Annotated in this window: 12 protein-coding genes; 6 read left to right on the plus strand and 6 right to left on the minus strand. The window is 59.3% G+C overall.

Going from position 1 to position 12,904, the window contains the following annotated elements:
- The first annotated feature begins 23 nt into the window (after positions 1 to 23).
- From RHM58_RS08160 to RHM58_RS08185, 6 genes are read left to right on the plus strand one after another with little or no spacing between them, the layout of a single operon-like run.
- Positions 24 to 647: a CDP-alcohol phosphatidyltransferase family protein gene (locus tag RHM58_RS08160; RefSeq protein ID WP_201255021.1), complete on the plus strand. Its 624-nt coding sequence runs from the start codon at positions 24 to 26 to the stop codon at positions 645 to 647.
- Between the two features lie 40 nt (positions 648 to 687).
- Positions 688 to 2,445 (plus strand): bifunctional alpha/beta hydrolase/class I SAM-dependent methyltransferase, encoded by a 1,758-nt coding sequence (locus RHM58_RS08165; protein WP_322270057.1) that lies wholly within the window; start codon positions 688 to 690, stop codon positions 2,443 to 2,445.
- A complete protein-coding gene (locus RHM58_RS08170) occupies positions 2,445 to 3,758 on the plus strand; it encodes a phosphatase PAP2/dual specificity phosphatase family protein (protein ID WP_322270058.1) in 1,314 nt (437 codons plus the stop codon). The genes RHM58_RS08165 and RHM58_RS08170 overlap by 1 nt, the downstream gene beginning before the upstream one ends.
- Entirely contained in the window at positions 3,748 to 4,203 is a 456-nt protein-coding gene (locus RHM58_RS08175) for a hypothetical protein (protein ID WP_322270060.1), read from the plus strand. Before RHM58_RS08170 ends, RHM58_RS08175 begins: the two co-directional genes overlap by 11 nt.
- An 11-nt stretch (positions 4,204 to 4,214) precedes the next feature.
- A complete protein-coding gene (locus RHM58_RS08180) occupies positions 4,215 to 4,835 on the plus strand; it encodes a lysophospholipid acyltransferase family protein (protein WP_322270061.1) in 621 nt (206 codons plus the stop codon).
- Between the two features lies 1 nt (position 4,836).
- Positions 4,837 to 5,769, plus strand: a complete 933-nt coding sequence (locus tag RHM58_RS08185; protein WP_322270062.1) for a phosphatidate cytidylyltransferase — start codon at positions 4,837 to 4,839, stop codon at positions 5,767 to 5,769.
- An 82-nt stretch (positions 5,770 to 5,851) separates the two neighbouring features.
- Here RHM58_RS08185 and glmS read toward each other — a convergent pair whose 3' ends face one another.
- From glmS to atpG, 6 genes are all read right to left on the minus strand, one after another.
- On the minus strand, positions 5,852 to 7,687 hold the full coding sequence (gene glmS / locus RHM58_RS08190; protein ID WP_201199217.1) for a glutamine--fructose-6-phosphate transaminase (isomerizing): 1,836 nt from the start codon (positions 7,685 to 7,687) through the stop codon (positions 5,852 to 5,854).
- A 1-nt stretch (position 7,688) separates the two neighbouring features.
- Positions 7,689 to 8,465 carry a DeoR/GlpR family DNA-binding transcription regulator gene (locus tag RHM58_RS08195; protein ID WP_322270063.1) on the minus strand — a complete coding sequence of 259 codons (777 nt, stop codon included), beginning with the start codon at positions 8,463 to 8,465 and terminating at the stop codon, positions 7,689 to 7,691.
- A gap of 199 nt (positions 8,466 to 8,664) precedes the next feature.
- Positions 8,665 to 10,032, minus strand: a complete 1,368-nt coding sequence (gene glmU / locus RHM58_RS08200) for a bifunctional UDP-N-acetylglucosamine diphosphorylase/glucosamine-1-phosphate N-acetyltransferase GlmU (protein WP_322270065.1) — start codon at positions 10,030 to 10,032, stop codon at positions 8,665 to 8,667.
- A gap of 116 nt (positions 10,033 to 10,148) precedes the next feature.
- Entirely contained in the window at positions 10,149 to 10,574 is a 426-nt protein-coding gene (locus tag RHM58_RS08205) for a F0F1 ATP synthase subunit epsilon (protein ID WP_201115593.1), read from the minus strand.
- Between the two features lie 45 nt (positions 10,575 to 10,619).
- The gene (gene atpD, locus RHM58_RS08210; protein ID WP_201196056.1) at positions 10,620 to 11,999 is read right to left on the minus strand and encodes a F0F1 ATP synthase subunit beta; all 1,380 of its coding nucleotides are present in this window, start codon (positions 11,997 to 11,999) and stop codon (positions 10,620 to 10,622) included.
- A gap of 27 nt (positions 12,000 to 12,026) precedes the next feature.
- The gene (gene atpG / locus RHM58_RS08215; RefSeq protein WP_201196055.1) at positions 12,027 to 12,887 is read right to left on the minus strand and encodes a F0F1 ATP synthase subunit gamma; all 861 of its coding nucleotides are present in this window, start codon (positions 12,885 to 12,887) and stop codon (positions 12,027 to 12,029) included.
- Positions 12,888 to 12,904: the final 17 nt, after the last annotated feature.

Genomic DNA, 12,904 nt, shown 5'->3' on the forward strand with positions numbered 1-12,904 from the left:
TCAATTGCTGAGACCGTCTGCCGATGCCTTCCATTTACCAACTCAAACCCGCATTCCAGAATTTGCTGCGACCGCTGGTTCAACGCTTGTTCGATAACGGCACCACCGCCAATCAGATCACCGTGCTGGCCGGGGTGATTTCGATCGTCGTAGGCATCGGAATCGCCTGTTTCGCCCAGCATCCGTGGGTGTTTGTGCTGATTCCCGTGTGGATGATCCTGCGCATGGCGCTGAATGCCATCGACGGCATGCTCGCCCGGGAGTTCGGCCAACAGTCGCGCCTCGGCGCCTACCTGAATGAGCTGTGCGATATCGTCGCCGACTGCGCGCTGATCCTGCCGTTTGCGCTGATTCCGGACGTGAGCCTGTTGATTGTGCTGTCGGTCACGCTGCTGGCGTTGTTCAGCGAGTACAGTGGCGTCCTCGGGCCGATGGTCGGCGCGTCGCGGCGGTATGACGGGCCGATGGGCAAAAGCGATCGGGCGTTTGTACTGGGCGTCGTGGCCACCGGCATCGCCATCGGCTGGATCAATGCGTTGTGGATTAACGTTGTGTTTGGGGTGGTCGCCGTCCTGCTGGCTTACACCTTGGTCAACCGGGTCCGTCAGGGCCTTAAAGAAGTGCAGGAAAACACTCCCTCGGCGTAAGGCCCCAAGCATAAGGACTCTCTAGCATATGGAGCATGCAATGCGCGAAACCCAGAATCAGACCTTCACCACCCACGACGGCGTTGAGCTGTTCTACCGCCACTGGCCGGCCACCGCTGCCAATCCGGATGAACCGCGCAAGGCTGTGCTGCTGTTTCATCGCGGCCACGAACACTCCGGGCGCATCGCCCACTTGGTGGATGAGCTCGACCTGCCCGAGTTCGACTTCTTTGCCTGGGACGCCCGAGGCCATGGCCAGTCGCCCGGTGCTCGCGGCGACAGCCCGAGTTTCGCCACCAGCGTGCGTGACGTGCAGACCTTTTGCGATCACCTGAACAGTGCCCACCAGATCGACGAAGAGAACATGGCGGTGATCGCCCAGAGCGTCGGCGCGGTGATTGTTTCGACCTGGGTCCACGACTACGCGCCGCGCATCCGCTCGTTGGTGCTCGCCTCGCCGGCATTCAAAGTCAAACTCTACGTGCCGTTCGCCCGTCCGGGCTTGGCGCTGATGCGCAAGTTTCGCGGCAACTTTTTCGTCAACAGCTACGTCAAGGCCAAGTTCCTCAGCCACGACCCGGAACGCGTGGCGTCCTTCGACAGCGATCCGCTGATCACCAAGGCGATTTCGGTGAATGTGTTGCTCGGCTTGTACGAAGCCGCTGACCGCGTAGTCGCCGATGCACAAGCGATTCAGGTGCCGACCCAATTGCTGATCTCCGGCTCGGACTTTGTGGTCCACCGCAAACCCCAGGAACAGTTTTTCGAACGCCTGGGCAGCCTGAAAAAGGAAAAACACATCCTCCCGGGCTTCTTCCACGACACCCTCGGTGAACGTGATCGCGCCGTGGCGGTGGCCAGCGCCAAACGCTTCATCCTGCAAAACTTCGATTACCCGCTGAACCGTGCCTCGCTGCTCGATGCCGACAAAATCGGCCTGACTTGCGCCGAATCCGAATCCCTCGCCGCCCCGCTGCCGCACAACTCGTTGCGTGACCTGTACTGGCGCATGACCCGCGCCAGCATGCGTTTGGGCAGCAAGCTGTCCGATGGCGTGAAGCTCGGTTTCGACACCGGTTTCGACTCGGGCAGCACCCTGGATTACGTCTACCGCAACCAGCCCACTGGCAAGAGCGGACTGGGGCGGATGATTGATCAGAACTACCTGAACTCGATCGGCTGGCGCGGCATTCGCCAGCGCAAACTCAACGTCGAAGAACTGCTGCGCCTGACCATGGCCAAACTGCGTGAGGAAGGTCGCCCGGTACGGATCGTCGACATCGCCGCCGGCCATGGCCGCTACATTCTCGAAGCCTTGCAAGGCGTCAGCCCGCTGCCGGAATCGATCCTGTTGCGCGATTACAGCGACATCAACGTGCGGGACGGTGGCGCGCTGATTCGCGATAAAGGCCTGGGAGATATCGCGCAATTCGTCAAAGGCGACGCCTTTGACCGCGCCGATCTGGCAGCGCTGGAGCCCAAACCGACGCTGGCGGTGGTGTCCGGGTTGTATGAGTTGTTTGCCGACAACACGATGGTCGGTGGTTCGCTGGCGGGCTTGGCCGAAGCGGTGGAGCCCGGTGGTTATCTGGTCTATACCGGCCAGCCTTGGCACCCGCAGTTGGAGCTGATCGCCCGCGCCCTGACCAGTCACCGTCAAGGTCAGGCCTGGGTGATGCGTCGGCGCAGTCAGGCAGAAATGGATCAATTGGTGGAAGCGGCAGGTTTCCGCAAAATCACCCAGCGTGTGGATGAATGGGGGATCTTCACCGTGTCCCTCGCGCAACGGGTGCAATGATGCGCGACGCCTCAACCTCAAGAGAGCCGGGGTTGCTGAAACCGGCCGTGCTCTGGCTACTGCTGCTGGCGCCGCTGTTTTTCGCCAGCTACGGTTTTGCCACATGGGTGACGAACCAGCGCAGCGACGTCGGTACGTTCGTTTTCGATTGGGAAAGCGCCATGCCGTTCTGGGCGTGGACCATCGTCCCCTACTGGACGATTGATCTGCTGTACGGCTTTTCGCTGCTGCTGCCCAACAGCCGCCATGAACTCAAACGCCACGCCTTGCGCTTGCTCAGCGCTCAAGTAATCGCGGTCAGTTGTTTCCTGTTGTGGCCGCTGCGCTTCACCTTCGACCGGCCGGAACTGGACGGGGTGTTTGGCTGGCTGTTCGCAGTGCTGGCGGGGTTCGACAAGCCGTTCAATCAGGCGCCGTCGCTGCACATCGCGTTGCTGGTGATTTTGTGGGTCATGTACCAACGGCATTCCCAAGGGTTGTGGCGGTGGCTGGTGCACGGCTGGTTCGCGCTGATCGGTATTTCGGTGTTGACCACTTATCAACATCACTTTATCGACTTACCCACAGGCGCCCTCGCCGGTTGGCTGTGCGTGTGGTTGTGGCCGCTGGATCGGCCCAGCCCATTCAGTAGCCTGCGGTTGGCCAAGGATTCGAAACGCTGGCGCCTGGCATTGCGCTATGCCTTGGGCGCTGCGGTATTTGCCATTCCAGCCTTTGGCTTGGGCGGCGGATGGTTGTGGCTGACCTGGCCAGCCGTGGCGTTATTGATGGTGGCGCTCAATTACGCGCTGCTGGACGCCGCCGGGTTTCAGAAACGCGCCGACGGGCGCCTGACCCCGGCCTCCCGTTGGTTGTTTGCGCCTTACGTGGCGGCGGCGTGGATCAATTCACGGCTGTGGACCCGCAAGCATCCACAACCCAATGAGGTTGTGGATAACGTTTGGCTCGGCAGGCTGCCCGACGCGGAGCAACTGGCGCCGTTTAAAGCCGTGGTCGATCTTTGCGCCGAGCTGCCGCTCAATCCGCGAGGCCGCGCTTATCAAAGCATTCCGGTGCTCGACCTGACGGCACCCAGCGCTGAGCAATGCCTCGCCGCCGCCCAAGCCATTGAACAACTGCGCCAGCAAGGCCCGTTGCTGGTGTGCTGTGCGTTGGGTTATTCACGCAGCGCCACGGCGGTCGCCGCGTGGTTGCTGCACAGTGGGCGCGCAACGACGGTCGATGCCGCCGTGGCGATGATTCAAGCCGCACGTCCGCACGTGGTGCTGCATCCGGCCCATCGCCAAGCCCTGGAGAACGCCTATGCCGGCTGATATGGAATTGCAGATGGTCGCCAGTCTGCTGCGCCGGGGCCGTACCCTTGATCAGTTATCCACAGGGCTGACGCTGCTCGGTGTGTTATTCGGCTTGCTGCAATTGTTGTTGATCACTCCGGTTGCACTGGGGTTGATCCTCAGTGCCTGGCTGATCGTCGTGGGTCTATTGCAAAAATACTGGGCGCTGCGAGTCGCCTTCGATGCTGAACTGTTTGAGCTGGTCGCCCGTGACGCCGACGCCTTGCCGGACCGAACTCAAGCCCTCGACCAGGCCTTGCAAAACCTCGGCCTGCAACCGGCCAACCGTGCTGGCCGGCCCTGGGCCGAACGTCAGCGCGGAGCGTTGAAACTGCTGCGTAACCAGGCTGTCCTGCTGGCCGCGCAGGTGTTGCCCACATTAGCCGTTATCCTCGCCAGCCCTTGGCTGTCCTTCACCGGATAAGGAAATCATTTATGTTCGAACCTGTGGTCGCCACCCTCATCACCTCCATGGCCCGCACCGTCACCGGCGCCCGCAGCCTGTGGATGGGCTGCGCGCCGGAACCGGTGCAGCGGATTTATTTCGCCAACCACAGCAGCCACGGCGACTTCGTGCTGCTCTGGGCCTCGCTGCCTCCCGCCCTGCGCAAACTCACGCGGCCGGTGGCGGGCAGTGATTACTGGAACAAAAGCGCCGTGCGCCGCTACATCATCAGCCGGGTGTTCAACGGCGTGCTGATTGACCGCGAACGCAAAGACCCTGTGGATAACCCGTTGCAGCCGATGCTCGATGCCTTGGAGAAAGGTGATTCGCTGATCATCTTTCCCGAAGGCACGCGCAATCTGGAGGACGGCTTGCTGCCATTCAAAAGCGGTTTGTATCACCTGGCCAAAAGTTACCCACAGGCCCAAGTGATTCCGGTGTGGATCGCCAACCTCAATCGGGTCATGCCCAAGGGCCGGGTGCTGCCGTTGCCGCTGCTGTGTACCACCAGTTTCGGCGCGCCCCTGCAATTGGCTGAAGACGAGAGCAAAGAGCAGTTCCTTACCCGCAGCCGCGACGCGCTGCTGGCCCTCGCCCCGGAGCATTCCTGACATGGATAGACAAACCCTGATGCTCTTCGGCGGGATCGGCATGATCCTGGTGCTGGCCTCGTTGATCGGCCTGATCCTCAAGTTGCGCACCCGCGGCACGCCCAATCCGGTGGTCGACAACCTCAACGCCCGCATCAACGCCTGGTGGGTGATGGTGCTGGTGATCGGCATCGCCTTTTGGCTGGGCACCGGCGCGGTGATCCTGTTGTTCTACGCGGTGTCGTTCTATGCGCTGCGCGAATTCCTCACCCTAACGCCGACCCGACGCAGCGATTACCCGGCACTGGTAGCGGCGTTTTATCTGGCGTTGCCGCTGCAATACCTGCTGATCTATTTCGATTGGTATGGCCTGTTTTCGATCTTTATCCCGGTGTACGTGTTTTTGCTGCTGCCGATCCTCGCGTCGCTCGGCGGCGACAGCACGCACTTCCTCGAACGTGCATCGAAAGTGCAGTGGGGCTTGATGATCGCGGTGTTCTGCGTGTCGTTCGTGCCAGCGCTGCTGACCCTGGACATCGTCGGGTATGAAGGTCGCAACCTGCTGCTGATCGCCTACCTGGTGATCGTGGTGCAGCTGTCGGATGTACTGCAGTACGTCTGCGGCAAGCTGTTCGGTAAACACAAAATCGCGCCCAACCTGTCGCCCTCTAAAACCGTCGAAGGCTTTGTCGGCGGCGTGCTGCTGTCCTCGCTGATTGGGGCCGCGTTGTGGTGGACCACACCGTTCAATCCGTGGCAGTCGTTTTTGATTGCGCTGCTGATCAACCTGCTAGGCTTTGCCGGCGGCATCGTGATGTCGGCGATCAAACGCGATCGCGGCGTGAAGGATTGGGGACACATGATCGAAGGTCATGGAGGGATGCTGGATCGGCTGGATTCGGTGTGTTTTGCGGCGCCGATTTTCTTTCATCTGGTGCGGTATTGGTGGACTTGAAGTAGCTTGGCCTTTTCCAAGCCAAAAAAAGACCGCAGCGAATAGCTACGGTCTTTTTGTTTTTGCATCATCTGTGGATAACTTATTCCACAGTCACCGACTTCGCCAGGTTACGCGGCTGGTCAACGTCCGTGCCTTTCAACACCGCCACGTAGTACGACAGCAACTGCAGCGGGATGGTGTAGAGGATCGGCGACAGGATGTCGTGGATGTGCGGCATCTGTACAACGTAAGTGCCTTCGCCATTGACCATGCCGGCTTTCTCGTCAGCGAAGACGATCAACTGGCCGCCACGGGCGCGGACTTCCTGGAGATTGGATTTCAGCTTCTCCAGCAGTTCGTTGTTCGGTGCCACGGTGACCACTGGCATGTCGTTATCCACAAGCGCGAGCGGACCGTGCTTGAGTTCGCCGGCCGGGTAGGCTTCGGCGTGGATGTAGGAAATCTCCTTGAGTTTCAGGGCGCCTTCCATCGCCACCGGGTATTGCGCGCCACGGCCCAGGAACAAGGTGTGGTTCTTGTCGGCGAACAGTTCGGCGATTTTTTCCACGGTGCTGTCCATTGCCAGGGCTTCGCCCAAACGGGTTGGCAGGCGACGCAGTTCTTCCACCAGGGTGGCTTCGACGCCTTTGGCCAAGGTGCCGCGCACTTGGCCGAGGGACAGGGTCAGCAGCAACAAACCAACCAACTGAGTGGTGAAGGCTTTGGTCGAGGCCACGCCGATTTCGCGACCGGCCTGGGTCAGCAGGGTCAGGTCGGATTCACGCACCAGCGAGCTGATGCCAACGTTGCAGATTGCCAGGCTGGCGAGGAAACCCAGTTCCTTGGCGTTGCGCAGGGCGGCCAGGGTGTCGGCGGTTTCGCCGGACTGGGAGATGGTCACGAACAGGGTGTCGGGCTGAACCACCACTTTGCGGTAGCGGAATTCGCTGGCGACTTCGACCTGGCACGGAATACCGGCCAGTTCTTCGAGCCAGTAACGGGCAACCATACCGGCGTGGTAGCTGGTGCCGCAGGCAACGATCTGTACATTGCGAACTTTGGCGAACAGCTCGGCAGCCTGTGGACCGAACGCTTGCACCAACACTTGCTGCTGGCTCAGACGCCCTTCCAGCGTGCGTTGCACAACGGAAGGTTGCTCATGGATTTCCTTGAGCATGAAGTGGCGGAACTCGCCTTTCTCTGCCGATTCGGCACTGTCGCGGTACTGCACGGCTTCGCGCTCGACGGCTTTGCCGTTAATGTCCCAGATTTGCACGCTGTCGCGACGAATCTCGGCGATGTCGCCTTCTTCCATGTACATGAAGCGGTCGGTGACCTGGCGCAGGGCCAGTTGGTCGGAAGCGAGGAAGTTTTCCCCCAGGCCCAGACCGATCACCAACGGGCTGCCGCTGCGGGCGGCGACCAGACGATCCGGTTGGTCGGCGCTGATAACCGCCAGACCATAAGCACCGTGCAGCTCTTTGACGGTGGCCTTGAGGGCTACGGTCAGATCGTGCAGGTCCTTGAGTTTATGCGCCAGCAGGTGGGCGATGACTTCGGTGTCGGTATCGGAGGTGAACACGTAACCCAGGGCTTTCAATTTTTCGCGCAGGGCTTCGTGGTTCTCGATGATGCCGTTGTGCACCACAGCCAGGTTCTGCCCGGAGAAATGCGGGTGGGCGTTGCGTTCGCACGGCGCACCGTGGGTCGCCCAACGGGTATGGGCAATGCCCAGACGTCCGATCAGCGGCGCTTCGGCCAGGGCTTGATCCAGCTCACTGACCTTGCCCGGACGACGGACGCGATCGAGCATCCCGTCATTGGTGAAGACCGCCACACCGGCGCTGTCGTAGCCACGGTATTCCAGGCGCTTCAGGCCTTCGAGCAGGATGGCGGTGATGTTACGTTCTGCGACTGCGCCGACAATTCCACACATGCTATTTCTCCTGACTGACAGCCGCGAGAATCAAATTGATACCGCGGGCCTGAATCTGATCCCGTGCCTCAAGCGGCAAGCGATCATCGGTAATAAGGGTATGGACACTGCTCCAGGGCAGCTCCAGGTTGGGAATCTTGCGGCCGATCTTGTCGGCCTCGACCATCACCACCACTTCCCGGGCGACTTCAGCCATGACCCGGCTCAGCCCCAGCAGTTCGTTGAAGGTCGTGGTGCCGCGTTCCAGATCGATGCCGTCGGCACCGATGAACAGTTGGTCGAAGTCGTAAGAGCGTAGTACCTGCTCGGCCACCTGACCTTGAAAGGACTCGGAATGGGGGTCCCAAGTACCGCCGGTCATCAACAGTACCGGTTCGTGCTCCAGTTCGCTCAAGGCGCTGGCGACATTCAAGGAATTGGTCATCACCACCAGACCGGGTTGCTGACCGAGTTCCGGGATCATGGCGGCGGTGGTGCTGCCGCTGTCGATGATGATCCGCGCATGCTCACGAATTCGCGTGACCGCGGCGCGAGCGATGGCTTGTTTGTACTTGGAAACCGGCTGACCGAGGTCCGTCACCAGTTCCTGCGGCATGGTGATCGCGCCACCGTAACGGCGCAGCAGCAAGCCATTGCTTTCAAGTGCGGCCAAGTCCTTGCGAACCGTAACTTCCGAGGTTTCGAAACGCTTGGCCAGTTCATCCACACTGACTTCCCCCTGCTCGTTGAGCAAGGCAAGGATGTTGTGGCGGCGTTGTGGTGTATTGCGCTTCGACATGGGCTGGTAAGTTTCGATTCGAAAGATAACGGAAGCAATCAAAACCTATTGGCGAAACTTCGTCAAGCCAGCGCAAGAAAAAAGATGTGTATATAAACGCTTCGCGGGCAAGCCTCGCTCCTACAGACAGTGATATCTGTAGGAACGAGGCTTGCCCGCGAAGGCGATCTGTCATCCGCCACAACACTCTGTGGATAACTCAGCTCTTCTTGATCTTCACCGGCCGCTTCCAGCCGTCGATGTTCTTCTGCCGCGCCCGCCCTACTGCCAACTGTGCGTTATCCACATTCTGGGTAATGGTCGAACCCGCCGCAGTGGTTGCCCCTGACGAGATATCCACAGGCGCCACCAACGAGTTGTTGGAACCGATGAACACATCTTCACCCAACACGGTTTTCCACTTGTTCGCACCGTCGTAGTTGCAGGTGATAGTGCCGGCACCAATGTTGGTCCGGGCGCCGATTTCGGCATCGCCCAGGTACGTCAGGTGACCGGCCTTGGCGTCCTCGCCCATGTGTGCGTTTTTCAGTTCGACAAAGTTACCCACATGGGCCCGGGCTTCCAGAACCGTTCCTGGACGCAAACGCGCGAATGGGCCGGCGTCGCTGCCTTCACCCATAATCGCGCCGTCGATATGACTGTTGGCCTTGATCACCACGCCTTTGCGCAAGGTGCTGTCCTTGATCACGCAGTTCGGGCCAATCACCACGTCGTCTTCGATAACGACGTTGCCTTCGAGGATCACGTTGATGTCGATCAGCACATCGCGACCGATGGTGACCTCGCCGCGCACATCGAAACGGGCCGGATCGCGCAGGGTCACACCCTGAGCCATCAAGCGGAGGCCGGCGCGCAACTGATAGTGACGCTCAAGCTCCGAGAGTTGCTTGCGATCGTTGGCGCCCTGCACTTCCATGGCGTCGTGGGGTTGTTCAGTGGCCACCACCAAACCATCGCTGACCGCCATCGCAATCACGTCGGTCAGGTAGTACTCGCCTTGGACGTTGTTGTTGGAGAGCCGGCCCATCCAGTCGCCCAGACGTTCAAACGGCACCGCCAGAATCCCAGTGTTGCCTTCGGTGATCGCGCGTTCGGCTTCGCTGGCGTCTTTCTGTTCGACGATGGCCGTGACCTTGCCGTCGGCATCACGAACGATACGGCCGTAGCCGGTCGGGTCATCCAACTCGACGGTGAGCAAGCCCAACTGCTGCGGCGCCACCTGCTTGAGCAGGCGTTGCAGTGTTTCGACTTCGATCAACGGCACGTCACCGTAGAGAATCAGCACGGTATCGGAGGTGATGAACGGTACGGCTTGGGCCACGGCGTGACCGGTGCCCAGTTGCTTGTCTTGCAGCACGAAATTAAGGTCATCCGCTGCCAGGCGCTCACGCACGGCATCAGCGCCATGGCCGATCACCACATGGATGCGCTGTGGATCAAGTTGCCGGGCGCTGTGGATAACATGGCCGAGCATCGAGTTGCCGGCAATCGGGTGCAGGACCTTGGGCAATGCCGAACGCATGCGAGTGCCTTGGCCGGCAGCGAGGATAACGATTTCGAGAGACATGACTGGCTACCAATCCTGGGTGGTCAGCAACTGCGACCAGATTATGAAAGTCGGAAAAGAAAAAGGGTAGCCGAGGCTACCCTTTTTAATCAATCGCACAACAAGTCGATGACGGATTAACCGCCAAACTTCTTGCGGATCTGCTGGACGGTGCGCAGCTGAGCTGTCGCCTCGGCCAGACGTGCGGCAGCAGAACCGTAATCGAATTCTGCACCACGTTCATGCAAGGCCTTCTCGGCAGCCTTAACGGCTTCCTGAGCGGAGGCTTCATCCAGGTCGGCAGCACGTTGCACAGTGTCGGCAAGAACCTTGACCATGTTCGGCTGAACCTCGAGGAAACCACCGGAGATGTAAAACACCTCGGTTTCCCCGCCCTGCTTGATCAGGCGGATAGGACCTGGCTTGAGATTAGTGATCAGCGGCGCGTGACCCAGGGCGATACCAAGATCACCCAGTGCACCGTGCGCAATCACCATCTCGACCAGGCCGGAAAAGATTTCCCCTTCCGCGCTGACGATATCGCAATGGACTGTCATAGCCATCTGATTGCCTCAACCTAAATTAGCGCCCGTTGCCGGGCGCCGGGATTACAGTTTCTTGGCTTTCTCGATCGCTTCTTCGATGCCGCCGACCATGTAGAACGCTTGTTCTGGCAGGTGGTCGTAGTCACCGTTGAGGATGCCTTTGAAGCCAGCAATGGTGTCTTTCAGGGAAACGTATTTACCCGAAGCACCGGTGAAGACTTCAGCCACGAAGAACGGCTGCGACAAGAAGCGCTGGATCTTACGAGCACGGTTTACCAACTGCTTGTCGGTTTCCGACAGCTCGTCCATACCCAGGATCGCAATGATGTCCTTCAGTTCTTTGTAACGCTGCAGAACGTACTGAACGCCGCGAGCGGTGTCGTAGTGGTCCTGGCCGATTACGTTCGGATCCAGCTGGCGCGAAGTCGAGTCGAGTGGATCGACCGCTGGGTAGATACCCAGGGAAGCGATGTCACGGGACAGTACGACGGTGGCGTCCAAGTGGGCGAAGGTGGTCGCTGGCGACGGGTCAGTCAAGTCATCCGCAGGTACGTATACCGCTTGGATCGAGGTGATCGAACCGTTTTTGGTCGAAGTGATACGCTCTTGCAGAGTACCCATCTCTTCGGCCAGGGTCGGCTGGTAACCTACTGCGGAAGGCATACGGCCCAGCAGTGCGGATACTTCAGTACCGGCCAGGGTGTAACGATAGATGTTGTCGACGAACAGCAGAACGTCGTTACCTTCGTCACGGAACTTCTCGGCCATGGTCAGGCCGGTCAGTGCTACGCGCAGACGGTTACCCGGCGGCTCGTTCATCTGACCGTAAACCAGTGCCACTTTGTCCAGAACGTTGGAGTCCTTCATCTCGTGGTAGAAGTCGTTACCCTCACGAGTACGCTCACCCACACCGGCGAACACGGAATAACCGCTGTGCTCGATGGCGATGTTACGGATCAGTTCCATCATGTTTACGGTTTTGCCTACACCGGCACCACCGAACAGACCGACTTTACCGCCCTTGGCGAACGGGCAAACCAGGTCGATAACCTTGATGCCGGTTTCCAGCAGGTCGTTGCCGCCCGCTTGTTCAGCGAAGGTTGGCGCAGGACGGTGAATGCCCCAGCGCTCTTCGGTGTCGATCGGGCCAGCTTCGTCGATCGGGTTACCGAGGACGTCCATGATCCGGCCCAGGGTCGCTTTACCGACTGGTACGGAGATGGCTGCGCCAGAGTCAGTGACTTCCAGACCGCGCTTCAAGCCCTCGGTGGAACCCATCGCAATGGTACGAACCACGCCATCGCCCAGCTGCTGCTGAACTTCCAGAGTGGTGCCGGCATCGCTTTGTACTTTCAAAGCGTTGTAGATGCTCGGTACGCTGTCGCGTGGAAATTCCACGTCGATAACGGCGCCGATGATTTGAACGATACGTCCGCTACTCATAGCTGGATCCTCTGAATATTTGAACCGTTAAACCGCGGCAGCGCCGCCGACGATTTCCGAGATCTCTTGGGTGATCGCAGCCTGACGCGCCTTGTTGTAGATCAGCTGCAAATCGCTGATCAAATCACCGGCGTTGTCGGTAGCGTTCTTCATCGCGATCATCCGCGCAGCTTGTTCAGCCGCGTTGTTCTCGACCACCGCCTGGTAGACCTGCGACTCCACGTAGCGAACCATCAAGCCGTCAAGCAGCTCTTTGGCGTCCGGTTCGTAGAGATAGTCCCAGTGGTGCTTGAGGCCTTTATCCGGGGTTGCCACCAGTGGAATCAACTGCTCCACGGTAGGCTGTTGCGTCATGGTGTTGATGAACTTGTTGGACACAACGCTCAGACGGTCGATACGACCATCGAGGTAGGCATCCAGCATCACCTTGACGCTGCCAATCAGATCATTGATCGACGGCTCTTCACCCAGGTGGCTGATAGCTGCTACGACGTTACCGCCGAAGTTGCGGAAGAAAGCCGCACCCTTGCTACCCACTACACACAGATCGATCTCGACGCCGTTTTCACGGTTTTTAGCCATGTCCTTGACCAAGGCCTTGAACAGGTTGGTGTTCAAGCCACCACACAGACCACGGTCACTGCTCACTACAACATAACCAACGCGCTTGATTTCACGGTCGATCATGAATGGGTGGCGATATTCCGGGTTAGCGTTGGCCAAATGACCAATAACCTGGCGGATGCGCTCCGCGTAAGGACGGCTAGCAGCCATGCGCATTTGTGCCTTGCGCATTTTACTGACCGCCACTTTTTCCATGGCGCTGGTAATCTTTTGCGTGCTTTTGATGCTCGCAATCTTACTGCGAATCTCTTTTGCGCCTGCCATGTAACACCTATCAGGTT

The sequence above is a fragment of the Pseudomonas sp. 10S4 genome, from assembly GCF_034344865.1.
Lineage (GTDB): Bacteria > Pseudomonadota > Gammaproteobacteria > Pseudomonadales > Pseudomonadaceae > Aquipseudomonas.